The 26164-nt window shown below is 51.4% G+C and carries 24 protein-coding genes and 2 tRNA genes; 19 read left to right on the plus strand and 7 right to left on the minus strand.

Annotated elements, in window-relative coordinates; genetic code table 11:
* Positions 1-81: 81 nt before the first annotated feature.
* The 6 genes from rlmE (at position 82) to HV213_RS03125 (ending at position 5680) form a co-directional block, all read left to right on the plus strand.
* Positions 82-711 (plus strand): 23S rRNA (uridine(2552)-2'-O)-methyltransferase RlmE, encoded by a 630-nt coding sequence (gene rlmE / locus HV213_RS03100; RefSeq protein WP_004106110.1) that lies wholly within the window; start codon positions 82-84, stop codon positions 709-711.
* A gap of 99 nt (positions 712-810) precedes the next feature.
* Positions 811-2745 carry an ATP-dependent zinc metalloprotease FtsH gene (gene ftsH / locus HV213_RS03105; protein ID WP_110272863.1) on the plus strand — a complete coding sequence of 645 codons (1935 nt, stop codon included), beginning with the start codon at positions 811-813 and terminating at the stop codon, positions 2743-2745.
* Positions 2746-2842: 97 nt separating this feature from the next.
* Positions 2843-3691: a dihydropteroate synthase gene (gene folP, locus HV213_RS03110; RefSeq protein WP_181484727.1), complete on the plus strand. Its 849-nt coding sequence runs from the start codon at positions 2843-2845 to the stop codon at positions 3689-3691.
* Entirely contained in the window at positions 3684-5021 is a 1338-nt protein-coding gene (gene glmM / locus HV213_RS03115; RefSeq protein WP_181484728.1) for a phosphoglucosamine mutase, read from the plus strand. The genes folP and glmM overlap by 8 nt, the downstream gene beginning before the upstream one ends.
* 228 nt (positions 5022-5249) lie before the next feature.
* Positions 5250-5579 carry a preprotein translocase subunit SecG gene (secG, locus tag HV213_RS03120; RefSeq protein ID WP_112213566.1) on the plus strand — a complete coding sequence of 110 codons (330 nt, stop codon included), beginning with the start codon at positions 5250-5252 and terminating at the stop codon, positions 5577-5579.
* Between the two features lie 14 nt (positions 5580-5593).
* Positions 5594-5680, plus strand: a tRNA-Leu gene (locus tag HV213_RS03125).
* Between the two features lie 163 nt (positions 5681-5843).
* Here HV213_RS03125 and argG read toward each other — a convergent pair.
* Complete coding sequence (gene argG, locus HV213_RS03130; protein ID WP_181484729.1) at positions 5844-7187, minus strand: argininosuccinate synthase; 1344 nt, start codon at positions 7185-7187, stop codon at positions 5844-5846.
* A 308-nt stretch (positions 7188-7495) separates the two neighbouring features.
* Here argG and HV213_RS03135 point away from each other — a divergent pair.
* From HV213_RS03135 to HV213_RS03195, 13 genes are all read left to right on the plus strand, one after another.
* Positions 7496-7572: transfer RNA gene (locus tag HV213_RS03135), tRNA-Met, on the plus strand.
* Between the two features lie 206 nt (positions 7573-7778).
* Positions 7779-8231 (plus strand): ribosome maturation factor RimP, encoded by a 453-nt coding sequence (rimP, locus tag HV213_RS03140; protein WP_142512701.1) that lies wholly within the window; start codon positions 7779-7781, stop codon positions 8229-8231.
* Positions 8232-8258: 27 nt separating this feature from the next.
* Entirely contained in the window at positions 8259-9746 is a 1488-nt protein-coding gene (gene nusA / locus HV213_RS03145) for a transcription termination factor NusA (protein WP_110272868.1), read from the plus strand.
* A 24-nt stretch (positions 9747-9770) separates the two neighbouring features.
* Positions 9771-12461 carry a translation initiation factor IF-2 gene (gene infB, locus HV213_RS03150; protein ID WP_112213568.1) on the plus strand — a complete coding sequence of 897 codons (2691 nt, stop codon included), beginning with the start codon at positions 9771-9773 and terminating at the stop codon, positions 12459-12461.
* A gap of 91 nt (positions 12462-12552) precedes the next feature.
* On the plus strand, positions 12553-12954 hold the full coding sequence (gene rbfA / locus HV213_RS03155) for a 30S ribosome-binding factor RbfA (RefSeq protein WP_110272870.1): 402 nt from the start codon (positions 12553-12555) through the stop codon (positions 12952-12954).
* Positions 12954-13898 (plus strand): tRNA pseudouridine(55) synthase TruB, encoded by a 945-nt coding sequence (gene truB, locus HV213_RS03160; RefSeq protein WP_181484730.1) that lies wholly within the window; start codon positions 12954-12956, stop codon positions 13896-13898. Before rbfA ends, truB begins: the two co-directional genes overlap by 1 nt.
* A 147-nt stretch (positions 13899-14045) precedes the next feature.
* A complete protein-coding gene (gene rpsO, locus HV213_RS03165; protein ID WP_004106090.1) occupies positions 14046-14315 on the plus strand; it encodes a 30S ribosomal protein S15 in 270 nt (89 codons plus the stop codon).
* Between the two features lie 241 nt (positions 14316-14556).
* Positions 14557-16692, plus strand: a complete 2136-nt coding sequence (gene pnp, locus HV213_RS03170; RefSeq protein ID WP_181484731.1) for a polyribonucleotide nucleotidyltransferase — start codon at positions 14557-14559, stop codon at positions 16690-16692.
* Between the two features lie 107 nt (positions 16693-16799).
* Positions 16800-17684: a lipoprotein NlpI gene (nlpI, locus tag HV213_RS03175; RefSeq protein WP_110272873.1), complete on the plus strand. Its 885-nt coding sequence runs from the start codon at positions 16800-16802 to the stop codon at positions 17682-17684.
* A 102-nt stretch (positions 17685-17786) separates the two neighbouring features.
* The gene (gene yrbN / locus HV213_RS03180) at positions 17787-17867 is read left to right on the plus strand and encodes a protein YrbN (RefSeq protein ID WP_085903200.1); all 81 of its coding nucleotides are present in this window, start codon (positions 17787-17789) and stop codon (positions 17865-17867) included.
* Entirely contained in the window at positions 17860-19827 is a 1968-nt protein-coding gene (locus HV213_RS03185) for a DEAD/DEAH family ATP-dependent RNA helicase (protein WP_181484732.1), read from the plus strand. The genes yrbN and HV213_RS03185 overlap by 8 nt, the downstream gene beginning before the upstream one ends.
* Positions 19828-19972: 145 nt before the next feature.
* Positions 19973-21217 (plus strand): tryptophan permease, encoded by a 1245-nt coding sequence (gene mtr / locus HV213_RS03190; protein WP_181484733.1) that lies wholly within the window; start codon positions 19973-19975, stop codon positions 21215-21217.
* A 98-nt stretch (positions 21218-21315) separates the two neighbouring features.
* Positions 21316-22257 carry a LysR family transcriptional regulator gene (locus tag HV213_RS03195; RefSeq protein WP_112213573.1) on the plus strand — a complete coding sequence of 314 codons (942 nt, stop codon included), beginning with the start codon at positions 21316-21318 and terminating at the stop codon, positions 22255-22257.
* Here HV213_RS03195 and HV213_RS03200 read toward each other — a convergent pair.
* The 6 genes from HV213_RS03200 to HV213_RS03225 form a co-directional block, all read right to left on the minus strand.
* Entirely contained in the window at positions 22220-22651 is a 432-nt protein-coding gene (locus HV213_RS03200; protein WP_181484734.1) for a HutP family protein, read from the minus strand. The two genes, HV213_RS03195 and HV213_RS03200, sit on opposite strands and share 38 nt — an antisense overlap.
* 43 nt (positions 22652-22694) lie before the next feature.
* Positions 22695-23465 (minus strand): malonate transporter subunit MadM, encoded by a 771-nt coding sequence (gene madM / locus HV213_RS03205; protein WP_181484735.1) that lies wholly within the window; start codon positions 23463-23465, stop codon positions 22695-22697.
* Entirely contained in the window at positions 23465-23860 is a 396-nt protein-coding gene (gene madL, locus HV213_RS03210) for a malonate transporter subunit MadL (RefSeq protein WP_181484736.1), read from the minus strand. The genes madM and madL overlap by 1 nt, the downstream gene beginning before the upstream one ends.
* A 266-nt stretch (positions 23861-24126) precedes the next feature.
* Positions 24127-24345 (minus strand): acyl-CoA carboxylase biotin carboxyl carrier protein subunit, encoded by a 219-nt coding sequence (locus HV213_RS03215; RefSeq protein ID WP_181484737.1) that lies wholly within the window; start codon positions 24343-24345, stop codon positions 24127-24129.
* Between the two features lie 20 nt (positions 24346-24365).
* Positions 24366-25052 carry a malonate decarboxylase holo-[acyl-carrier-protein] synthase gene (mdcG, locus tag HV213_RS03220; protein ID WP_181484738.1) on the minus strand — a complete coding sequence of 229 codons (687 nt, stop codon included), beginning with the start codon at positions 25050-25052 and terminating at the stop codon, positions 24366-24368.
* A complete protein-coding gene (locus HV213_RS03225) occupies positions 25049-26152 on the minus strand; it encodes an acyl carrier protein (protein WP_181484739.1) in 1104 nt (367 codons plus the stop codon). The genes mdcG and HV213_RS03225 overlap by 4 nt, the downstream gene beginning before the upstream one ends.
* Positions 26153-26164: the final 12 nt, after the last annotated feature.

The raw sequence follows: 26164 nt of genomic DNA on the forward strand, positions 1-26164 counted from the left end.
CCGCCATCTCCCATATATCGCCAAACTACCGTGTCGATTTTTACGTCGCAAAGTATGATGAACCCGAAATGGGAATGTTAAATGACAGGTAAAAAGCGTTCTGCCAGCTCAAGTCGCTGGCTCCAGGAACACTTTAGCGATAAATATGTTCAACAGGCACAGAAAAAGGGGTTACGTTCCCGTGCCTGGTTTAAACTTGATGAAATACAGCAAAGTGACAAAATTTTTAAACCGGGGATGACGATTGTTGACCTCGGCGCTGCACCCGGTGGCTGGTCGCAATACGCGGTTACGCAGATCGGTAACAGCGGCCGCATCATTGCTTGCGATCTTTTACCTATGGATCCAATCGTTGGTGTGGACTTCCTTCAGGGTGACTTTCGTGATGAATTAGTCCTGAAAGCGTTACTTGAGCGCGTAGGTGACAGTAAAGTACAAGTGGTCATGTCCGATATGGCACCAAATATGTGTGGAACACCGGCGGTGGATATTCCCCGGGCCATGTATCTGGTGGAATTGGCGCTTGGAATGGCTCGTGATGTATTAGCGCCAGGTGGTAGTTTTGTAGTGAAGGTGTTCCAGGGCGAAGGCTTCGATGAGTATCTAAGAGAGATTCGCTCCCTGTTTACGAAGGTCAAAGTTCGTAAGCCGGACTCTTCTCGCGCCCGTTCGCGTGAAGTGTACATTGTAGCGACCGGGCGTAAACCATAACCGGTAGATTTCAAACGAAAGTTTGAAAGAAACTGGATATAGAGTATCCTGACGCTGTTTTTAACACAGTTGTAATAAGAGGTTAATCCCTTGAGTGACATGGCGAAAAACCTAATACTCTGGCTGGTCATTGCCGTTGTGCTGATGTCAGTATTCCAGAGCTTTGGGCCCAGCGAGTCGAATGGCCGAAAGGTAGATTATTCAACCTTCCTGCAAGAGGTCAATCAGGACCAGGTTCGCGAAGCGCGTATCAACGGACGTGAGATTAACGTTACCAAGAAAGATAGTAACCGTTACACGACTTACATTCCGGTTAACGATCCGAAGCTGCTCGATAACCTGTTGACGAAAAACGTCAAAGTGGTTGGCGAACCGCCAGAAGAGCCAAGCCTGCTGGCTTCTATCTTCATTTCCTGGTTCCCAATGCTGTTGTTGATTGGTGTCTGGATCTTCTTCATGCGTCAGATGCAGGGCGGCGGTGGCAAAGGTGCCATGTCGTTCGGTAAGAGCAAAGCGCGCATGTTGACGGAGGATCAGATCAAAACCACTTTTGCCGACGTTGCGGGTTGTGACGAAGCAAAAGAGGAAGTGGCTGAACTGGTTGAATACCTGCGCGAGCCAAGCCGCTTCCAGAAACTGGGCGGTAAAATCCCGAAAGGCGTCCTGATGGTTGGTCCTCCGGGTACGGGTAAAACGCTGTTGGCGAAAGCGATCGCTGGCGAAGCTAAAGTACCGTTCTTTACTATTTCGGGCTCTGACTTTGTCGAAATGTTTGTGGGTGTCGGTGCATCACGTGTGCGTGACATGTTCGAACAGGCTAAGAAAGCGGCTCCATGCATTATCTTCATCGATGAAATCGATGCCGTTGGTCGCCAGCGTGGTGCCGGTCTTGGTGGCGGTCATGATGAACGTGAGCAGACTCTGAACCAAATGCTGGTTGAGATGGATGGCTTCGAAGGTAATGAAGGCATTATCGTGATTGCTGCGACTAACCGTCCTGACGTACTTGACCCGGCTCTGCTGCGTCCAGGCCGTTTTGACCGTCAGGTTGTTGTGGGTCTGCCGGATGTCCGTGGCCGTGAACAGATTCTTAAAGTTCACATGCGTCGCGTACCGCTGTCTCCTGATATCGATGCAGCAATCATTGCCCGCGGAACACCTGGTTTCTCCGGTGCTGACCTGGCAAACCTGGTGAACGAAGCGGCGTTGTTCGCTGCGCGTGGCAACAAGCGTGTTGTTTCGATGGTTGAGTTCGAGAAAGCGAAAGACAAAATCATGATGGGCGCGGAACGTCGCTCCATGGTGATGACCGAAGCGCAGAAGGAATCCACCGCTTATCACGAAGCTGGCCACGCGATTATTGGTCGTCTGGTTCCGGAACACGATCCGGTGCATAAAGTGACGATTATTCCGCGCGGACGTGCGTTGGGTGTGACCTTCTTCTTGCCTGAAGGCGACGCAATCAGCGCCAGCCGTCAGAAACTGGAAAGTCAGATCTCAACTCTGTACGGTGGTCGTCTTGCAGAAGAGATTATCTACGGCGTAGAACATGTTTCTACCGGGGCTTCAAACGACATCAAAGTTGCGACTAATCTGGCGCGTAACATGGTGACCCAGTGGGGCTTCTCTGAAAAACTCGGTCCGTTGTTGTATGCGGAAGAAGAGGGTGAAGTGTTCCTCGGTCGCAGCGTCGCGAAAGCGAAACATATGTCTGATGAAACCGCGCGTATTATCGATCAAGAAGTGAAATTACTGATTGAGCGCAACTACGATCGTGCACGCCATCTGCTGAACGACAATCTGGACATTTTGCATTCGATGAAAGATGCTCTCATGAAATATGAGACCATTGATGCGCCGCAGATTGATGATCTGATGGCCCGCCGCGATGTTCGCCCGCCTGCTGGCTGGGAAGAACCGGGTTCATCTAATAATTCTGGCAATAATGGCACCCCGAGTGCGCCGCGTCCGGTCGATGAGCCGCGTACGCCAAACCCGGGCAACACCATGTCAGAACAGCTAGGCGATAAATAAGTTAGCCGCTATTGATCTGCTGTACTTTTCTAAAACCCCTGGGCATCCGCTCCGGGGTTTTTCTTTTTCAACCTCTCTCTGATTCAGGGATTTTGTGATGAAACTCGTAGCCCAGGGTTCGACCCTCGATCTCTCTCATCCACATGTGATGGGGATTCTCAACGTTACACCGGACTCGTTCTCTGACGGCGGAACCCACAATACGTTGGTGGAAGCGGTTAAACATGCCAATCTGATGATCAATGCAGGGGCAACTATCATTGATATCGGCGGAGAATCGACACGCCCGGGGGCTGTGGATGTTAGCGTTGAGGAGGAGCTGGCACGAGTGATTCCGGCGGTGGAAGCGATTGCTCAGCGCTTTGAGGTGTGGATTTCCGTTGATACCTCGAAGCCGGAAGTCATTCGCGAGTCAGCGCGGGTCGGCGCGCATATCATCAATGATATTCGTTCGCTCACGGAGCCAGGTGCGCTGGAAGCGGCAGCCGAAACCGGGTTACCAGTATGCCTTATGCACATGCAGGGACAGCCGAAAACAATGCAGGAAGCGCCAAAGTATGCAGATGTCTTTGCTGATGTTGAGCGCTTTTTTGTCGAACATATTGTGCGTTGCGAGCAGGCTGGTATCTCAAAAGAGAAATTGCTGCTCGACCCGGGATTCGGTTTCGGTAAAAATCTTTCTCATAATTATGAGCTGCTTGCCCGGCTTGGGGAATTCCATCATTTCGGTCTCCCGCTACTGGTAGGTATGTCGCGTAAGTCAATGGTAGGTCAGCTACTTAATGTTGGGCCGACAGAGCGCCTGAATGGTAGCCTGGCTTGTGCAGTCATTGCAGCAATGCAGGGCGCGCAGATTATCCGCGTCCATGATGTCAAAGAAACGGTAGAAGCGCTGCGCGTGGTGGAAGCTACCCTGGCCGCTAAGGAAAATAAACGTTATGAGTAACCGCAAATATTTTGGGACTGATGGTATTCGTGGGCGCGTAGGCGATGCGCCAATTACGCCGGAATTTGTATTAAAGCTAGGCTGGGCGGCAGGAAAAGTGCTGGCACGCCATGGATCGCGTAAAATTATTATAGGTAAAGATACACGTATTTCTGGCTATATGCTGGAGTCTGCGCTGGAAGCCGGTTTGGCTGCTGCGGGGCTATCTGCTTCCTTTACCGGGCCGATGCCAACTCCGGCAATCGCCTATCTGACGCGTACGTTCCGTGCCGAAGCCGGGATTGTTATTTCCGCCTCGCATAATCCGTTCTATGACAATGGTATTAAATTTTTCTCCATCGAGGGCACTAAGTTACCGGATGAAGTTGAAGAAGCCATTGAAGCCGAGATGGAAAAGGAGCTCACCTGTGTAGATTCTGCAGAACTGGGTAAAGCCAGCCGTATTGTCGATGCCGCAGGTCGCTATATTGAATTTTGTAAGGGAACCTTCCCGAACGAGCTGAGCCTGAATGCTCTGAAAGTCGTTGTCGATTGTGCTCATGGGGCGACTTACCATATTGCCCCAAGCGTTTTCCGTGAGCTGGGTGCTCAGGTTATTGCAATGGGCTGCGAGCCTGATGGTCTCAATATCAATGAAGAAGTTGGGGCGACAGACGTTCGTGCTCTACAGGCCCGCGTATTGGCAGAAAAAGCTGACTTGGGTATTGCTTATGATGGTGATGGCGACCGCGTCATTATGGTTGATCATGAAGGTAACAAAGTTGATGGTGACCAGATTCTCTACATCATTGCCCGTGAAGGGTTACGTCAGGGGCAGCTACGAGGCGGTGCCGTTGGGACACTCATGAGCAACATGGGTCTGGAGCTGGCGCTCAAACAGCTAGGTATTCCTTTTGTTCGTGCAAAAGTAGGCGACCGCTATGTACTGGAGAAACTTCAGGAGAAAGGCTGGCGTATCGGTGCGGAGAACTCTGGTCACGTGATTCTGTTGGATAAGACTACGACGGGGGATGGTATCGTCGCCAGCCTGCAGGTGGTTGCGGCAATGGCGCGTAACCACATGAGCCTGCATGACTTATGCAGTGGTATGAAAATGTTCCCGCAAATTCTGGTCAATGTCCGCTTTACTGAAGGCAGTGGCAATCCACTGGAACATGAACATGTGAAAGCGGTAACGGCAGAAGTGGAAACTGCGCTGGGTAACCGGGGGCGTGTGTTACTGCGTAAATCAGGAACTGAGCCGCTGATTCGTGTGATGGTAGAAGGTGAACATCAAGAGCAGGTACATGAGTTTGCTCATCGTATCGCTGATGCAGTTAAGAGCGTTTGATATATCTGGCTAAGTGGTTAAAAAGGCGGCGCTTGTCGCCTTATAATCGACAAATAAACGTTTTTTGCTGTTTTTTTCCCCACTTGATACAATGCGCTGAAATTGCCCTTGCGAAGGTCATTCGCTTTGGTTAGTATTCACACCCGCTTCAGTGGGAAACATCAAAACGTCCCGCTTTATTGGTCGAAGCACTTGGTATGCGGCGAATCCGCAAGGAACAGGTTGATTATGTACGAAGCTCTTTTAGTTGTTTTCCTTATTGTGGCGATTGGCCTGGTTGGTCTGATTATGCTGCAGCAAGGTAAAGGCGCTGATATGGGAGCCTCCTTCGGAGCAGGCGCTTCCGGCACGTTGTTTGGTTCTAGTGGTTCAGGTAACTTCATGACCCGCATGACAGGCATTCTTGCTGCGCTGTTCTTCATCATCAGTCTGGCGCTGGGTAACATCAACAGCAACAAGACCAATAAAGGAAGCGAGTGGGATAATCTGAGTGCTCCAAAAACTGAGCAAACTCAGCCGACAGCTCCGGCCCAGCCGAGCAGCGATATCCCGCGCTAATAAATAGTATCCGTACCGAGGTGGTGGAATTGGTAGACACGCTACCTTGAGGTGGTAGTGCCCTAACGGGCTTGTGGGTTCGAGTCCCATCCTCGGTACCAATATTTCGAAGAAAAGACGCTGAAAAGCGTCTTTTTTTTCGCCTGAAAAAGAGCACTGGATGCGTGCCAGGTCATATTCTCCGCTCAAGTACATTAGCCGTATGTTTAGATTTCGTGCATAAAAAAGGCCGCAGATGCGGCCTTCTGTGTTTTATCAGGTTGGTTACTTGCTCTTGTTTTCCAGATTTTCCACCTGCGGTAAACCAGTGGCGGAAGATGCGGTCAGCAAACCAGACTGCGCATAACCAAACAGCTTCTCACGGGTATCGGTAATATCCAGATTACGCATCGTCAACTGACCGATACGGTCTTCGGCAGAGAACATCGAATCACCTTTTTCCATGGTCAGTCGCTCTGCTTTGTAGGTCAGGTTGTCAGAGACGGTGTTAAGGATGGAATAGTCGTTACCGCGACGTAGCTCAAGAGTAACTTCGCCAGTAATTTGGCTTGCTACCCAGCGCTGCAACGCATCACGCAGCATCAATGCTTGGGAATCGAACCAGCGACCTTGATACAACAGACGGCCCAACTGGCGACCGTGTGCGTGATATTGCTCAATAGTATCTTCGTTATGGATACCGGTCAGCAGACGCTCGTACGCAATATGCAGCAGCGCCATTCCCGGTGCTTCATAAATTCCGCGGCTCTTCGCTTCGATAATACGGTTTTCAATCTGGTCGCTCATACCCAAACCGTGACGACCGCCGATACGGTTAGCTTCCATCATCAGCTCAACGTCATCACTGAAGGTCTGTCCGTTCAACGCCACTGGATGACCCTGTTCAAAACGAACGGTGACTTCTTCTGCTGGGATCTTCACGCTCTCATCCCAGAACTTAACACCCATGATTGGATTAACAATTTTGACGCTGGAGTTCAGAAATTCAAGGTCCTTGGCTTCGTGCGTCGCGCCCAGCATATTGGAGTCAGTGGAGTAGGCTTTTTCAACGGACATTTTGTAATCGAAGCCACAGGAAATCATAAACTCGGACATTTCCAGGCGGCCGCCTAACTCATCGATAAAGTCGCTATCCAGCCATGGTTTGTAAATTTGCAGCTCGGCGTTGGTTAGCAGGCCATAACGATAGAAGCGTTCGATATCGTTGCCTTTATAGGTGCTACCGTCGCCCCAGATGTTTACACCATCTTCTTTCATCGCGGCAACCAGCATGGTGCCAGTGACAGCGCGACCCAAAGGCGTCGTGTTAAAGTAGGTCAATCCACCGGTGGTGTTATGAAATGCACCACACTGAATGGCGGCGATGCCTTCAGCGACCAGTTGCTTACGGCAGTCGATCAGACGAGCGCCTTCTGCACCATATTCTTTAGCACGACGAGGAATGGCATCATAATCGTCTTCGTCTGGCTGGCCGAGGTTGGCGGTATATGCATAAGGGACTGCGCCTTTTTTGCGCATCCAAAGCAGTGCGGCACTGGTATCCAGTCCACCAGAGAAAGCGATACCAATACGTTGACCAACCGGGAGATGCTTGAGAATCGTCGTCATAAAATAAAACCCTGCTAGATAGACTGTGGTGAGTTCGACTCAACAATCTTAATTGCATGTTTATGCATTAATTGTGAGTTTTCATTTAATCATCTTTTGCTGGAGACAGGAAGGGGCTGATTGTCTTTTTACTAAAAAACCCCTGAAATACCAGTACAAACGAAAACCGGGTAATGTGAAATTCATGTTGACAAAATATATGATGTATCAATACAATTCACCACGATTTTATGTCCCGTCCTCGGTACCAAATCCCAGCAGTATTTGCGTCTTTTACTCAAAGCGAGTAAAATATGCCACGTTTCAGGCGCGGGGTGGAGCAGCCTGGTAGCTCGTCGGGCTCATAACCCGAAGGTCGTCGGTTCAAATCCGGCCCCCGCAACCACTTTCCCATTAAGTACTTTTTCAAATATACTGTGAGGACCGGGTCCTTCGTAGCCGAATTTGAAAGAATTCTTCTGGAAAGTGTTCCAGATCGCAGTTGCGATCTCAGGGTTCAGTTATCTAAAGCCCCGATTTATCGGGGTTTTTTGTTATCTGACTTCAGAATAACTGGGCTATACGCCCTTTTTTTATGTCTTGGGGGTGGGTTTGTCCACATTAGAGCAAAAATTAACAGAGATGCTCACTGCGCCAGTTGAAGCGCTTGGCTTTGAGCTGGTTGGCATCGAATTTATTCGCAGTCGCACATCCACACTGCGCATCTATATTGATAGTGAAAATGGCATCAATGTTGATGATTGTGCTGATGTGAGCCACCAGGTCAGTGCTGTCATGGATGTCGAAGACCCGATCACCGTCGCTTATAACCTGGAGGTTTCTTCCCCAGGTCTTGAGCGTCCAATGTTTACCGCCGAACACTATGAGCGTTTCTCCGGTGAAGAGGTTTCGCTGGTTCTGCGCATGGCGGTACAAAACCGACGCAAATGGCAGGGCATTATCAAAGCGGTAGACGGTGAGATGATCACGGTAACCGTCGAAGGCAAAGATGAAGTGTTCGCGCTGAGTAACATCCAGAAGGCGAACCTGGTTCCCCACTTTTAACAGTCTGGATTGAGGTGAAAGGCCCCGATGAACAAAGAAATTTTGGCTGTTGTTGAAGCCGTTTCCAACGAAAAGGCGCTGCCACGTGAGAAGATTTTTGAAGCGTTGGAAAGTGCGCTAGCAACGGCTACCAAGAAAAAATACGAGCAAGAGATCGATGTTCGCGTAGAAATCGACCGTAAAAGCGGTGATTTCGATACCTACCGTCGCTGGTTGGTCGTCGAAGAAGTGACAATGCCGACTCGTGAGATCACGCTGGAAGCTGCACGCTACGAAGACGAAAGCATGAATCCTGGCGACTACGTCGAAGATCAGATCGAATCCGTCACTTTTGACCGTATCACTACACAGACAGCGAAGCAGGTTATCGTACAAAAAGTGCGTGAAGCCGAGCGTGCAATGGTCGTCGATCAGTTCCGTGAGCACGAAGGTGAAATTATCACCGGCGTAGTGAAAAAGGTGAATCGCGACAATATTACGCTGGATCTGGGCAGTAATGCTGAAGCTGTGATCCTGCGTGAAGATATGCTGCCGCGTGAAAACTTCCGTCCGGGCGATCGTATCCGTGGTGTACTGTATGCAGTACGCCCAGAAGCACGCGGCGCTCAGCTGTTTGTCACCCGTTCTAAACCAGAAATGCTGATCGAATTGTTCCGCATTGAGGTTCCAGAAATTGGTGAAGAAGTTCTCGAAATTAAAGCCGCCGCTCGCGACCCTGGCTCTCGTGCTAAAATCGCAGTGAAAACCAACGACAAGCGTATTGACCCGGTTGGTGCTTGTGTAGGTATGCGCGGTGCGCGCGTTCAGGCAGTTTCAACTGAGCTGGGTGGTGAACGTATCGATATCGTTCTTTGGGACGATAATCCGGCGCAGTTCGTGATTAACGCGATGGCACCGGCTGACGTTGCGTCTATCGTGGTAGATGAAGACAAACACACCATGGATATCGCAGTCGAAGCAGGCAATCTGGCGCAGGCGATTGGTCGTAATGGTCAAAACGTGCGTCTTGCTTCGCAACTGAGTGGTTGGGAACTCAACGTTATGACCGTTGACGACCTACAGGCTAAGCATCAGGCTGAAGCCCATGCAGCAATTGATACCTTCACTAAATATCTTGATATTGATGAAGATTTCGCCACACTGCTGGTTGAAGAAGGTTTCGCCACTCTGGAAGAACTGGCCTACGTGCCAATGAAAGAACTGCTAGAAATTGACGGTCTGGATGAATCCACCGTTGAAGCACTTCGTGAGCGTGCGAAAAATGCGCTGACCACGCTGGCGCTGGCTAAGGAAGAAAGCCTGGGAGACAGCAAACCTGCAGATGATTTATTGAATCTGGAAGGTTTGGATCGTTCTCTGGCATTTACCCTGGCTGCCCGTGGTGTTTGTACGCTGGAAGATCTCGCCGAGCAGGGCATTGATGATCTGGCTGATATCGAAGGCTTAACTGACGAAAAAGCCGGAGAGCTCATCATGGCCGCACGTAATATTTGTTGGTTCGGCGACGAAGCGTAATAAACTGTAGCAGGAAGGAACAGCATGACAGATGTGACCATTAAAGCGCTGGCCTCAGAAATTCAGACCTCTGTGGATCGCCTGATACAGCAATTTGCTGATGCAGGGATTCGCAAATCGGTTGATGATTCTGTGACCGCGCAAGAGAAGCAAACCTTGTTGACGCACCTGAACCGTGAACACGGCTCGGCGCCCGACAAGCTGACGCTGCAGCGCAAAACGCGCAGCACGTTAAATATTCCAGGTACCGGTGGAAAGAGTAAATCGGTACAAATCGAAGTCCGCAAGAAACGCACCTTTGTGAAACGCGATCCGCAAGAGGCTGAACGCCTTGCCGCGGAAGAGCAGGCGCAGCGTGAAGCGGAAGAGCAAGCCCGTCGTGAGGCAGAAGAATCGGCCAAACGCGAGGCGCAATTAAAAGCTGAACGTGAGGCCGCAGAACAAGCTAAACGTGAACTCGCTGAGAAAGCGAAACGTGAAGCCGCGGAAAAAGACAAAGTGAGCAATCAACAAACCGACGATATGACCAAAACCGCCCAGGCTGAGAAGTCCCGCCGCGAGAACGAAGCTGCGGAGCTGAAGCGCAAATCGGAAGAAGAAGCACGCCGCAAACTTGAAGAAGAAGCGCGCCGTGTAGCGGAAGAAGCACGCCGTATGGCTCAAGAAAATGAAAAGAACTGGACTGAAACTCCAGAAACCCCTGAAGAAACTACCGACTATCACGTAACGACTTCTCAGCATGCGCGTCAGGCTGAAGATGATAACGATCGTGAAGTAGAAGGTGGTCGTGGTCGTACCCGCAGTACTAAGGCTGCGCGTCCGGCGAAGAAAGGTAATAAACACGCTGAGTCTAAAGCCGATCGTGAAGAAGCCCGTGCTGCTGTTCGCGGTGGCAAAGGCGGCAAGCATCGTAAAGGTTCTGCTCTGCAACAAGGTTTCCAGAAGCCAGCTCAGGCAGTTAACCGTGATGTTGTGATTGGCGAAACCATCACTGTTGGCGATCTGGCGAACAAAATGGCAGTCAAAGGCTCTCAGGTCATCAAAGCAATGATGAAATTGGGCGCAATGGCTACCATCAACCAGGTCATCGACCAGGAAACAGCACAGCTGGTTGCCGAAGAAATGGGCCACAAAGTGACCCTGCGTCGTGAGAATGAGCTGGAAGAAGCGGTAATGAGCGACCGTGATACTGGCGCTGCGGCTGAACCGCGGGCACCGGTTGTGACCATCATGGGTCACGTCGACCACGGTAAAACTTCTCTGCTTGACTATATTCGTTCAACTAAAGTCGCATCCGGCGAAGCGGGTGGTATTACCCAGCATATCGGTGCTTATCACGTTGAAACTGATAACGGTATGATCACCTTCCTGGATACCCCGGGTCACGCCGCATTTACTTCCATGCGTGCTCGTGGTGCGCAGGCGACAGATATTGTTGTTCTGGTTGTTGCTGCCGATGATGGCGTTATGCCGCAGACTATTGAAGCTATCCAGCACGCGAAAGCGGCGCAGGTTCCTTTAGTTGTTGCGGTAAACAAAATCGACAAACCAGAAGCCGATATGGATCGCGTTAAGAACGAACTGTCCCAGTACGGTGTTATGCCGGAAGAGTGGGGCGGCGAAGCGCAGTTCATCCCTGTATCTGCAAAAGCGGGTACCGGTATTGACGATTTGCTGAATGCTATCCTGCTGCAGGCTGAAGTTCTGGAACTGAAAGCGGTTCGCAATGGTATGGCGAGCGGCGCGGTTATCGAATCCTTCCTTGATAAAGGTCGTGGTCCGGTTGCTACCGTTCTGGTTCGTGAAGGTACGCTGCATAAGGGCGATATCGTTCTGTGTGGCTTCGAGTATGGTCGCGTTCGTGCAATGCGTAACGAACTGGGTCAGGAAGTACTGGAAGCGGGTCCGTCCATTCCGGTTGAAATCCTCGGTCTGTCCGGTGTTCCGGCTGCCGGTGATGAAGTGACCGTTGTTCGTGACGAGAAAAAAGCGCGTGAAGTTGCGTTGTATCGTCAGGGTAAATTCCGCGAAGTTAAGCTGGCGCGTCAGCAGAAGTCTAAACTCGAGAACATGTTTGCTAACATGACCGAAGGCGAAGTTCACGAAGTGAACGTCGTACTGAAAGCGGACGTTCAGGGTTCTGTGGAAGCGATCTCCGATTCTTTACTGAAACTGTCTACCGACGAAGTGAAAGTGAAGATTATCGGTTCCGGCGTAGGTGGTATCACCGAAACCGACGCAACCCTGGCGGCTGCATCCAACGCTATTCTGGTTGGCTTTAACGTACGTGCCGATGCATCTGCTCGTAAAGTTATCGACGCGGAAAGTCTGGATCTGCGCTACTACTCCGTCATTTATCATCTGATCGATGAAGTTAAAGCGGCAATGAGCGGCATGCTGTCTCCGGAACTGAAACAGCAGATTATTGGTCTTGCTGAAGTGCGTGATGTGTTCAAATCACCGAAATTCGGTGCCATCGCGGGCTGTATGGTTACCGAAGGGACGATTAAACGTCATAACCCAATCCGCGTACTGCGTGACAACGTTGTTATCTATGAAGGCGAGCTGGAATCCCTGCGTCGCTTCAAAGATGACGTTAACGAAGTCCGTAACGGCATGGAATGTGGTATCGGTGTTAAGAACTACAACGACGTTCGCGTTGGCGATATGATCGAAGTGTTCGAAATTATCGAGATTCAACGTACCATCGATTAATCGTTTAGTAGGCCGGGGAAGCGCAGCGCCACCCGGTTATACAAAATTAAAGGGGGCCGCGTGGCCCCCTTATTTGTCTGGAGAATTTATTATGGCGAAAGAATTTGGTCGCCCGCAGCGCGTAGCTCAGGAGATGCAAAAAGAGATTGCTATCATCCTGCAGCGCGAAATTAAAGACCCGCGCCTGGGCATGATGACGACCGTTTCCGGCGTGGAAATGTCTCGCGATCTGGCCTATGCCAAAGTGTTTGTTACCTTTCTGAACGACCAGGATGAAGCCGCTGTAAAAGCGGGTATCAAAGCGTTGCAGGAAGCATCCGGTTTTATCCGCTCGCTGCTGGGGAAAGCAATGCGCCTGCGTATCGTTCCTGAGCTGACGTTCTTCTACGACAACTCATTAGTAGAAGGGATGCGCATGTCGAATCTGGTAACCAGCGTGGTGAAGCATGATGATGAACGTCGTGTGAACCCGGACGACAGCAAGGAGGACTAATGAGTCGTCCTCGTCGTCGCGGTCGTGATGTGCACGGCGTGTTGTTGCTGGATAAACCGCAAGGTGCGTCTAGTAACGACGTGCTACAGAAAGTAAAACGTATTTATAACGCCAACCGGGCCGGGCACACTGGTGCACTGGATCCGCTTGCGACCGGTATGCTGCCGATTTGCCTTGGGGAAGCGACCAAGTTTTCCCAGTATCTGCTGGATTCCGATAAGCGCTACCGCGTGATTGCTAAGCTTGGTCAGCGTACTGATACTTCTGATGCCGATGGGCAGGTCGTGGAAGAACGTGCGATGACCTTTAGCGCGGAACAGCTTGCTGCGACACTCGACAGCTTCCGTGGGGAAACCCAGCAGGTGCCGTCGATGTATTCGGCGCTGAAATACCAGGGGAAAAAACTGTACGAATATGCCCGTCAGGGGATTGAAGTACCGCGTGAATCACGACCAATTACAGTCTATGAGCTACTGTTCATCCGTCATGAAGGTGATGAACTTGAGCTGGAAATTCACTGTTCTAAAGGTACCTACATTCGTACAATTATCGATGATCTAGGTGAAAAACTTGGCTGCGGTGCGCATGTGATTTTCCTGCGTCGTCTTGCGGTCAGTAAATACCCGGTTGAGCGGATGGTGACACTGGAGCAGCTGCAGGCTCTGGTTGAGCAGGCTAATACGCAAGATATTCCAGCAGCGCAGCTTTTGGACCCGTTACTGATGCCAATGGACAGTCCCGCTTCGGATTATCCGCTGGTTAATATTCCGGAAACTTCGGCAGTATACTTTAAAAACGGTAACCCCGTTCGTACCTCGGGCGCGGGGCTGCACGGATTAGTTCGCGTAACCGAAGGTGAAGAAGAAAAGTTTCTTGGCATGGGTGAGATTGACGACGAAGGCCGTGTGGCTCCCCGTCGGCTGGTGGTTGAATACCCTGCCTGAGTGCTTTTCTTGCGATAAAAGGCTGCTGCGAGTAGAATATCGCCGCTTAATGCCCGCCAAAGTGTTTTAACATTTTCGGGTGTTATATCAGGGGTTGCTGAATTAGAGATCGGCACCCTTTCTTTCTTTTAATTTTGGAGTTTGAAAATGTCTCTAAGCGTTGAAGCTAAAGCAAAAATCGTTTCTGAGTTTGGTCGTGGCGAAAACGACAGCGGTTCTACTGAAGTTCAGGTCGCCCTGCTGACTGCACAGATCAACCACCTGCAAGGTCACTTTGCAGAGCACAAAAAAGATCACCACAGCCGTCGTGGTCTGCTGCGTATGGTTTCTCAGCGTCGCAAACTGCTCGACTACCTGAAACGTAAAGATGTTGCACGTTACTCTTCGCTGATCGAGCGTCTGGGTCTGCGTCGCTAATTCTGCGAGTTTCAGAAAAGGGGCCTCACGGCCCCTTTTTTCGACCGGGCGGCAGCAATTCACTGGAAACTCATGTATTGTTGCTATTAATGATCTTCGTGCAGAGGTTCGCGCGGCTAATGAGAGGCTTCATCCGCAGGGGCGGGTAAAGGTTGTCATTAGTCGCGAGGATGCAGGGGATCGGGTCATTAGATATCGTATCGTGGATACGACGTCATCGATATATAAAAAGGATAGAACTTTGCTTAATCCGATCGTTCGTAAATTCCAGTACGGCCAACATACCGTAACGCTGGAAACTGGCATGATGGCGCGTCAGGCAACTGCCGCTGTAATGGTAAGCATGGATGACACAGCGGTATTTGTTACCGTTGTTGGTCAGAAAAAAGCGAAACCAGGCCAGGACTTCTTTCCGCTGACCGTTAACTATCAGGAGCGTACCTACGCTGCTGGCCGTATCCCGGGTAGCTTCTTCCGTCGTGAAGGCCGTCCGAGCGAAGGCGAAACGCTGATCGCGCGTCTGATTGACCGCCCGGTTCGTCCGCTGTTCCCGGAAGGCTTCGTTAACGAAGTCCAGGTTATTGCAACTGTCGTTTCCGTTAACCCGCAGGTTAACCCGGATATCGTGGCAATGATTGGTGCATCCGCTGCCCTTTCCCTGTCCGGCATTCCGTTCAACGGCCCTATCGGCGCTGCACGTGTTGGTTATCTCAATGACCAGTACGTACTGAACCCGACTCAGGACGAACTGAAGGAAAGCAAGCTGAACCTGGTTGTTGCCGGTACAGAAGGCGCTGTGCTGATGGTTGAATCCGAAGCGGAACTGCTGAGTGAAGACCAGATGCTGGGTGCTGTTGTGTTTGGTCACGATCAGCAGCAGGTTGTTATCCAGGCGATCAACGACCTGGTAAAAGAAGTCGGTAAACCACGCTGGGATTGGCAGCCTGAAGCTGTAAACGAAGCGCTGAATGCGCGCGTTGCTGCGCTGGCTGAAGCACGCCTGAGCGATGCTTACCGCATCACTGACAAACAAGAGCGTTATGCTCAGGTTGACGTGATCAAATCTGAAACCATCGCTACTCTGGTTGCGGAAGATGAAACCCTGGACGCTAACGAACTGGGTGAAATCCTGCACGCTATCGAGAAAAACGTTGTTCGTAGCCGCGTACTGGCAGGCGAGCCGCGTATCGATGGTCGCGAAAAAGACATGATCCGCGGTCTGGACGTTCGTACTGGCGTACTGCCACGTACTCACGGTTCTGCACTGTTCACCCGTGGCGAAACTCAGGCGCTGGTTACCGCGACCCTGGGCACCACCCGTGATGCACAGAACCTCGACGAGCTGATGGGCGAGCGCACTGACAACTTCCTGTTCCACTACAACTTCCCTCCGTACTGCGTAGGCGAGACTGGCATGGTTGGTTCTCCGAAGCGTCGTGAAATCGGTCATGGTCGTCTGGCGAAGCGCGGCGTGCTGGCAGTGATGCCGGATCTGGACAAATTCCCGTACACCGTACGTGTTGTGTCTGAAATCACCGAATCCAATGGTTCTTCTTCCATGGCTTCCGTGTGTGGTGCTTCTCTGGCGCTGATGGACGCAGGTGTACCGATTAAAGCCGCCGTTGCGGGTATCGCAATGGGTCTGGTGAAAGAAGGCGAGAACTTTGTTGTTCTGTCTGACATCCTTGGCGATGAAGATCATCTGGGCGATATGGACTTCAAAGTGGCGGGTACCCGCGATGGTATCTCTGCGCTGCAGATGGATATCAAAATTGAAGGTATCACCAAAGAGATCATGCAGGTTGCTCTGAACCAGGCTAAAGGTGCGCGTCTGCACATCCTGGGCGTGATGGAACAGGCGATCAACGCGCCGCGCGGCGACATCTCTCAGTTTGCTCCGCGTATCCATACTATTAAGATCAGCCCGGACAAGATCAAAGACGTTATCGGTAAAGGCGGTTCTGTTATTCGTGCTCTGACCGAAGAAACCGGCACTACTATCGAAATCGAAGATGACGGTACTGTTAAGATCGCAGCGACCGACGGTGAGAAAGCGAAGTATGCTATCCGTCGTATCGAAGAGATCACTGCTGAGATCGAAGTTGGCCGTATCTACAATGGTAAAGTGACCCGTATCGTTGACTTTGGCGCGTTTGTTGCCATTGGCGGCGGTAAAGAAGGTCTGGTTCATATTTCTCAAATCGCCGATAAGCGCGTTGAGAAAGTGACTGACTACCTGCAGATGGGTCAGGAAGTACCGGTTAAAGTTCTGGAAGTTGACCGCCAGGGCCGTGTCCGTCTGAGCATTAAAGAAGCAACTGAACAAACTCAGCCTGCGAGCGCGCCGGAAGCTCCGGCCGCTGAACAGGGCGAGTAAGGTTGCCGTTTGCCCTCCGCATTGCGGAGGGCGTATTACGGGCAGGACGCCTTGTTTGCAGCCGGGGAACTGGACGTTCATCCAATCGTTGTCTTCGGGAGTGGGAAATGAAGCCTTTTTTGCGCTGGTGTTTCGTGGCGACAGCTCTCACGCTGGCAGGATGCAGCAACTCTGCCTGGCGTAAGGACGCAGTCCTCGCGGTGCCATTGCAACCGACTTTGCAGCAAGAAGTGATTCTGGCGCGCATGGAACAAATTCTTGCCAGTCGGGCTTTAACCGATGACGAACGCGCACAGCTTTTATATGAGCGCGGAGTGTTGTATGATAGTCTCGGTCTGAGGGCATTAGCGCGAAATGATTTTTCACAAGCGCTGGCAATCCGACCAGATATGCCTGAAGTATTCAATTACTTAGGCATTTATTTAACGCAGGCAGGCAATTTTGACGCTGCCTATGAAGCGTTTGATTCTGTACTTGAGCTTGATCCAACTTACAACTACGCGCACTTAAATCGCGGCATCGCTCTGTATTACGGTGGTCGTGCTAAGTTAGCGCAAGATGATCTGCTGGCGTTTTATCAAGACGATCCCAATGATCCTTTCCGAAGCCTGTGGCTTTATCTCGCTGAGCGTAAGCTCGATGAGAAGCAGGCGCTTGAAGCACTGAGACAGCGCTTAGACAAGTCGGACAAAGAACAATGGGGATGGAACATTGTCGGGTTCTACCTTGGCGACATTAGCGAAAAAGAGCTAATGGACCGTCTGAAGGCAGACGCAACGGATAACACCTCGCTCGCTGAGCATCTCAGTGAAACCAACTTCTATTTAGGTAAGTACTACCTAAGTCTGGGGGACAAGGACAGCGCTACGGCACTGTTCAAACTGGCGGTCGCAAACAACGTTCATAACTACGTTGAGCACCGATACGCATTGTTGGAATTATCGCTCTTGGGCCAGGAGCAAGATGACCTGGCAGAATCGGACCAGCAATAGCTGACGAACACATCAGCCCAATTTTTTTATTGCCATCACCTTAACGGGTGAGGGCGTTGTTGTTCGTTAATACACCTACTTTGAGCCGGTTCACACTTTTCAATGAAAATTACCGTAAATTTTCACGATGAGTTATGTAGACTGGCCGCCATTAATTTTGAGGCACACGTACTACATGGCTGAATTCGAAACCACTTTTGCAGATCTGGGCCTGAAGGCTCCCATCCTTGAAGCGCTTAACGATCTGGGTTACGAAAAACCATCTCCGATCCAGGCTGAGTGCATTCCGCATCTTCTGGGCGGCCGTGACGTTCTGGGTATGGCCCAGACGGGTAGCGGTAAAACCGCAGCGTTTTCTTTACCGCTGCTGAACAACCTTGATCCTGAGCTGAAAGCGCCACAGATTCTGGTGCTGGCACCGACCCGCGAACTGGCGGTACAGGTAGCTGAAGCAATGACGGATTTTTCTAAACATATGCGCGGCGTAAACGTGGTTGCCCTTTACGGCGGCCAGCGTTATGACGTGCAGCTACGCGCACTGCGTCAGGGGCCACAAATCGTTGTCGGTACCCCGGGTCGTCTGCTGGATCACCTGAAACGCGGTACGCTGGATCTCTCTAAACTGAGCGGTCTGGTACTGGATGAAGCTGACGAAATGCTGCGCATGGGCTTTATCGAAGACGTAGAAACTATTATGGCGCAGATCCCGGAAGGTCATCAGACCGCTCTGTTCTCCGCCACCATGCCGGAAGCGATTCGTCGTATCACCCGCCGCTTTATGAAAGAGCCGCAGGAAGTTCGCATCCAGTCCAGCGTCACTACTCGCCCGGACATCAGCCAGAGCTACTGGACTGCTTACGGTATGCGTAAAAACGAAGCGCTGGTGCGTTTCCTGGAAGCGGAAGATTTTGATGCGGCGATTATTTTCGTGCGTACCAAAAACGCGACCCTGGAAGTGGCCGAAGCGCTGGAGCGTAGCGGTTATAACAGCGCAGCGCTGAACGGTGACATGAACCAGTCCCTGCGCGAGCAGACTCTGGAACGTCTGAAAGATGGCCGTCTGGATATTCTGATTGCAACCGACGTGGCAGCACGTGGTCTGGACGTTGAGCGTATCAGTCTGGTTGTTAACTACGATATCCCTATGGATTCAGAATCTTACGTTCACCGTATTGGTCGTACCGGCCGTGCGGGTCGCGCGGGCCGTGCTCTGCTGTTCGTTGAGAACCGCGAGCGTCGTCTGCTGCGTAACATTGAACGCACTATGAAGCTGACTATTCCAGAAGTAGAGCTGCCGAACGCAGAACTGCTGGGCAAACGTCGTCTGGAAAAATTCGCAGCGAAAGTTCAGCAGCAGCTGGAAAGCAGCGATTTGGATCAGTACCGCGCGCTGCTGGCAAATATTCAGCCGTCAGCTGAAGGCGAAGAGCTGGATGTTGAAACTCTGGCCGCAGCATTGCTGAAAATGGCTCAGGGTGAGCGTCCGCTGATCCTGCCGCCGGATGCGCCGATGCGTCCTAAGCGTGAGTTCCGCGATCGTGACGATCGTTTCGAACGTCGCGGCGACCGCAATGACCGTGGTCCGCGTGGCGATCGTCCTGAGCGTAGTGGCGAAGATCGTCCGAAGCGTGAGCGTCGTGAAGTTGGCGATATGGAGCTGTACCGCATTGAAGTTGGTCGCGATGATGGTGTTGAAGTTCGTCATATCGTTGGTGCTATTGCCAATGAAGGCGACATCAGCAGCCGTTATATCGGTAACATCAAGCTGTTCGGTACCCACTCGACTATCGAGCTGCCGAAAGGTATGCCGGGCGAAGTATTGCAGCACTTTACTCGTACTCGCATCCTGAACAAGCCGATGAACATGCAGCTGCTGGGTGATGCTCAGCCGCGTCCAGACCGTGGCGGTGAACGCCGTGGTGGTGAACGCCGTGAAGGTGGCCGTAGCTTCGGTGGCGGCGGTGAACGTCGTGAAGGCCGTGGTTTCAGCGGCGAGCGTCGTGAAGGTGGTCGTGGTGATGGTCGTCGTTTCAGCGGCGAGCGTCGTGACGGTGGTAACCGCGCACCGCGCCGCGATGATGCTGGTGCTGCTCCGCGTCGTGATGACTCAGCAGGCCGTCGTCGTTTCGGTGGCGATGCGTAATTAGCATTATCCGCTAACGTAAAGTAAATGATACAGCCCCGATCTTTATGATTGGGGCTTTTTTTATTTCTTTTGTACTCATGTACTGGTACAGTGCGTCACATTCATAATGAGATAAAGTATTTTCGACTGGAGATTTCGGCAAATGGCGACACTTACCACTACGGCAACCCGCCCGTCCTTGTTTGGCGGCGTGGTGATTATCGGCGGGACAATTATTGGCGCGGGCATGTTCTCGCTGCCGGTGGTCATGTCCGGTGCGTGGTTTTTCTGGTCGCTAGCGGCGCTGGTTTTTACCTGGTTTTGCATGCTGCATTCCGGGTTGATGATCCTTGAAGCGAACCTGAATTATCGGATTGGTTCCAGCTTCGATACCATCACGAAAGATCTGCTTGGTAAGGGTTGGAACCTGATTAATGGCGTGTCGATAGCCTTTGTTCTTTATATTCTGACCTACGCCTATATCTCCGCCAGCGGCTCGATCCTGCATCATACTTTTGCGGAAATGTCGTTGAACGTTCCGGCACGGGCTGCTGGCTTTGGCTTTGCCTTGCTGGTTGCGTTTATCGTCTGGTTGAGTACTAAAGCGGTGAGTCGAATGACGGCCATTGTTTTGGGGGCCAAGGTCATTACCTTCTTTCTGACCTTCGGTAGCCTGCTGGGCCACGTTCAGCCGACAACATTGTTTAACGTCGCCGAACAAAATGCTTCATATATGCCGTACTTGCTGATGACGCTGCCTTTCTGCCTGGCATCTTTTGGCTATCACGGCAACGTGCCGAGCCTGATGAAGTATTACGGCAAGGATCCACGCACTATCGTTAAGTGCCTGGTGTACGGTACGTTGCTGGCGCTGGGTCTGTATGTGGTTTGGCTGTTGGTGACGATGGGTAATATCCCGCGTCCAGAGTTTGTTGGCATTGCACAGAAGGGCGGTAATATTGATGTGCTGGTTCAGGCACTGAGTGGCGTACTGAACAGTCGTAGTCTGGATTTGCTGTTGGTCGTGTTCTCAAACTTTGCCGTTGCCAGCTCATTTCTCGGCGTGACCCTCGGCCTGTTCGACTATCTGGCAGATCTGTTCGGTTTCGACGATTCCGCGCTGGGTCGTTTTAAAACCGCGATTCTGACCTTTGTTCCGCCAATGATTGGTGGCCTGCTGTGGCCGAATGGTTTCCTGTATGCCATCGGATATGCGGGTCTGGCAGCCACAATCTGGGCGGCAATTGTACCGGCGCTGTTAGCTCGCGCATCGCGTAAACGTTTTGGTAGCCCGTTGTTTCGCGTTTGGGGTGGAAAGCCAATGATTGCGCTGGTTTTACTGTTCGGTCTGGGTAACGTCATCGTGCATTTCCTGTCGAGTTTTAATGTATTACCGACTTATCAATAATTGAATTTATAGCCGAGCCAGATTTAACGATCTGGCTCAAAAAATATTCTCTTAATTTCTCTTACTATAAATATTGTCTTGAATAAGGGAATATTTATATGCTGAATAATGATATTACTCTGCGGAAACTCGAGATCTTCCTTAGCTATATGGAATCGATGAATATATCGAAAACAGCAGAGCTGATGAACATTTCATCCGTTAGCGTCCATCGTGCTCTTCATTCACTGGAGGATAATTTACGCTGTCCTTTGTTTACCCATAATGGTCGTAATCTTCATCCTTTGCCTGGCGCATGGGTTATGCAGAAACAAGCTCGCGAAGTGATTAACTCTATGGAGCGATGTATTTATCTTACTCGCGAAGCCTCTGGATATCACACTCAGGTTCTACGATTGGGATTACTATATTCACTTGTATTAAAGACTGCGCCACAAATTGTCCAGGGGCTAAAAAAACGCTGTCCGGATCTTACGATTGAATTCATCATGAACTCTAATAAGAAATTACTAGAAGCCCTTAACGAAGGGAAGATTGATGCAGTCCTGATTTCGACGCCCGATGATTACAACGTTCAGCTATTCGAAACATGGACAATATTCTCTGATTCAATTTTCCTTGCGGTACCGGTTACGGATGCTGACAGTTTATCTACGCCTGTTGATTTACGGCATCTGCAAAATAAAAAATTTATTGCCTTAAGCGAAGGTTTTGCCACCTGGCGAGGTTTTCAGGAAGCGTTTCAGATTGCCGGATTTACCCCTGATATTACCGTTCGAGTTCATGATGTATTTTCATTGATGAGTATGGTTAATGCCGGAGTGGGTTATACCTTGATCCCCGGGCGGATGAGCGGATTGTTCAGAAGCGGAATTCGCCTGCTGCCGTTGCAGGAACCCTATCGGATGGAGCAGGAAATCTCGCTGGTCTTCCCTCGTAGTCAGGAAAACCACCCAGGCCTGCTATCTTTGTTAGCCGAGTGCCGCATGTATGCAAGGCAGCTTATGATGGAGAAAAACGACACAGAGAAAACCCCATGAGCTCCTGGCTTAGCCGTTGATAAACCACCGTTTCGCCGTAAATAGAGACGGCAAGCCATCGCGGATTACTCACCAAGGCGATTTTGATTCTGATACGATCGCCATTAATGTTGTTGGCTAAGGCATGGCTAAGCGCCTGATGGCTGGCCTGGCATAGCGTAAAGATGGCGGTCTCCTGCCGGGTAATAATCTGGTGCTTAAAGGCACAGCCAATGACACAGCGCTGTAGCTTAGTTTTTATCTCATCCGACGTTCCCGTCATAAAAGCAAAACCCACCTTATGCTCAGGCTTATCGATCAGCAGTTTCTGGCGAAAATTCTCTTCATCTTCTTGTGTACAAAGTGAGGCCAGAAGCGCAATTTGCCCTGGTTTCATACGCTGGAATGAATACATACAATTCCCTTGCGCCTGCCGCGATGGCAGCAGGCGTGTGTTATTAAAAGAAGGGGGTTAAAGAGAGATAGAGCGCTGATGGCGCCAGCAGACATCCGAGCCCGGTATAAAACGTCGCCGTCATCGCGCCATAGGGAACCAGTTTGGGGTCGGTCGCGGCCAGACCTGCGGCAACCCCGCTGGTGGAACCCATTAATCCGCCGTAAACAATGGCGGCGGCTGGTGAATTTAAACCTGCGGCTTTCGCTACCAGCGGCGTTAAGATCATGACGGCAATGGATTTAATGACACCAGCGGCGATGCTAAGTGCAATAACATCAGAGCTCGCGCCGAGCGCTGCGCCAGTCACCGGGCCAACGATAAAGGTCACGGCCCCGGCACCGATGGTCGCCATACTGACAGCATCCGTATAGCCAAAAGCCCATGCGACAATTGCGCCAAGGTAAAAAGAGAGCACGGTTGAGATAACCAATGCCAGCGCGCCTGCAATCCCGGCTTTTTTCAGCTCTTCAAGCTTTACGCCGAAGGCGGTAGAGATGATGGCGAAATCGCGGAACATGCCGCCGCCCATCAGTGCAATACCGCTGAAGAGGCTGATGTCGGCAATGCCCTTTTTACCGCCGGTCAGTTCCCCGCCAAGCCACGCCAGCAGTAGCCCGGCGACGATGGCGATAGCCGAACTATGAATCTTGCCGCGAAGCAGATGCGTAGAGATCCAGCTTGCGGCCCAGCACACAATCCCCACCACGACAAAGGCGGTAATCAAGCCGTTGCTGGTGAAGTTACCGGTAAGAATCTTTGTAAGCTGCTCCATTATTTGCATTCCTCGCTAACGGCGGTACTTCCCTGAACGCCACGACCGCCGATTTTGCTTAACGGTTTAATCAGCAGGAAGCCAATGAAAACGGCACCCAGTCCAGCAATGAGCGCAACCGGACCGCCTTTGAGCGCGGCAATAACATTTTGGTTTGCGGACATAGCGACGACTATCGGAATATACATTGCATTCCAGAAACCGACTCCTTGTTCAGCCGGTTTCGATAGTAATCCTTTTTCCGCCAGCTTTTGCGAAGCGACTACCAGAAATAACATGGCAAAGCCAATACCGCCGATATTGGCCGAAATACCCAGCAGCAGGCCCAGAAGATCGCCGATGATTAATCCGGCGAACATGCACAATCCCATTAACATCAATCCGTAAATAATCATGATGTTTCTCTTTGTCTATCCATACTAAAAGCGAATAACACAAAGCGGTTTGATGATACCCGCATTGGGGAAATGATAAGAAAATAAACCAGCGGCTTTTAGCATAGCGATTTTTATTTGCAGACATTCATAAGAACACAATTTTTCTCAGTCACTATGATTTATCATATCAGCAAGCGAAGCGCTTACTGATATGACATTAACATAGAAATAATCTCACAATAGAATGTCGCATTGTTTTTTAATTAAATGCGTGCTAACTCACTTTACTCTGCAACGATTTCAAATAATACCATGCCTGGGTTGATGCGGTCTCCCGCATTAACCGCGAGCGTTTTTAATATTCCGCTCTCTGGTGAAGCAACAGGCATCTTCATTTTCATGGCTTCCAGCACAATAACCACCTGGCCTTTTTCGATTTTATCCCCTGCTGCCGCTTTCACTTCATCAACCACGCCCGGAACTTTTGATTTAACTTCTGACATATTAATATCCTTTGATATATTTAACGGAAAGATGTTCTCATTGCTGCCGCGATCTGCTGTCGCGATATTAATTGAACATCATTCTCACCTTTAGCCAGCAGAGTTGAGCTTCCACTGAACCATTCTTTGATATTGATGGCGTATCCATCGGATAAACACATCTCGCCATCGATACGTAACTGAAATTGCCGTTCTATATTGCATACGCTGGCCCAGCATTCGTTAAGGCCCATCAATGAGCTGGGAACAAGACGAATATCCAGATCGGAATGAGCATCAGTCCATTGCCATGGGGTAACGATTTCCAGTGCCACCGACCCCCATACCCCGAGCTGAATTTCCGGCCAGCGCCACCCCTGAGCTAACGCATTAAATGCACGTATCGCATCAGTGCATCCGGCAACCGAAAGCGAGGCCGTTTGCTCTGGCGTTGAGGTACGCGTTATTGCCGATGGCGCCACCTCCGTAGCCAGACGTAAACGCCGCTCTTGCCAGCGCAGAGGGAAACAAAAGCCCAGTGGAGTCAGCCCTTCATGCCGTTCGCCACGACGCACAATCCCCGGCAGCGACCCGCTCAACAGACATTCCCGAACTTGTCGCCGAAGCTCGGCTGGAAGCTTGCTGAATGTACTCTCGAGCCGTGCCGCAATAGCATCCAGCGCCGAAGGTTCCAGCCAGCACAGGGTATGCCGTTGCAGGGGCATCATCGTGCTTTACACCACGCCGGATCGTTTTTCGCCTGCTGCTGCAAATCCCGTTGTGCCTGTAGCAGAGCGTCGAACTGGGCCGTTGCCTGCGGGCCGATAATATCGACAGGCGCGACTCCTGCAGTACATTCGCCGGGGATCGTTTTTGGCCAGAGCCGGATATGCGTTGCGCCAGCTTCGGTTTTCAACTGCGTCGAGACGTGACAAATTCGCCCCTTGATGCGCAAGATCGTCCGCGCTGTGCGTTCAACTATCTCTCGACTTTGCGCAGTGGTTGCCATCACCACCATGTCGTACTCCGGCGTGGTGCGCTGGCGCTTCCAGGTCTGAATTTTCCCCTGCGGATTGCAAAGATGCCCGCTTGCAGCGAGGGGAAAACTGTCGCCAGTCGGCAAACCGCCCACCACGACCTCCCGCCAGTCGCCACCCTGCGGAGCGTGGACCAGAGAAATATCCTCGCGTAGCGGGACGCCATCAAGCACCAGCCAGCCGAACTCCTGACAGCCATAAATGTCGTGCAGCGCATAGCCCAGCGAAGCTGCCAGCGGAACCAGCTCTTCATCCAACGGCGTTCCCGCCGTTATCAGCGTTAGCTTTTTTGGCAATCTGTCCGCCAGATCCATCTTCAGCGCCTGCTCCAGGGTAGCGCGTAAAAATGAGGACTCTCCCACCACCACGTCCGGCGACTGCTGGCACAGGGCGATCAGTAGCACGTCCCGGCAGGAGCGAGATAAAAATGACCAGCGAAGGCCGCTCTCATCCAGCGCCTGACGAGTAAACACGTTGACCAACGGCGCGTAGGTCATCAGTACATTTTGCCCTTCGGTGACGCCGCATACTGCCAGCGCCCGCTTTCCGGCGGCGGCGCGCAGCGTTAGCTCGCTGTGCGTGACGCCGACGATATTCTGAAACGCGCTGCTGCCGGTAGTGAAGGTGACCAGCGCCAGGTTGAGCGGCGTATGGATCTCTTCAATAACGTGCGCCGCCGTAGGACCGGCAATGCCTTTGTCGTTCAGCGTCCGGCGCGGCATCTCTTCAAATGAAGGAATACCGGGCTGCGCCTGGGCCAGCCATTCGAGCGTGGCGATGGGATCGTTCATATTACTTTTCCC

Source organism: Klebsiella sp. RHBSTW-00484 (assembly GCF_013705725.1).
GTDB lineage: Bacteria > Pseudomonadota > Gammaproteobacteria > Enterobacterales > Enterobacteriaceae > Klebsiella.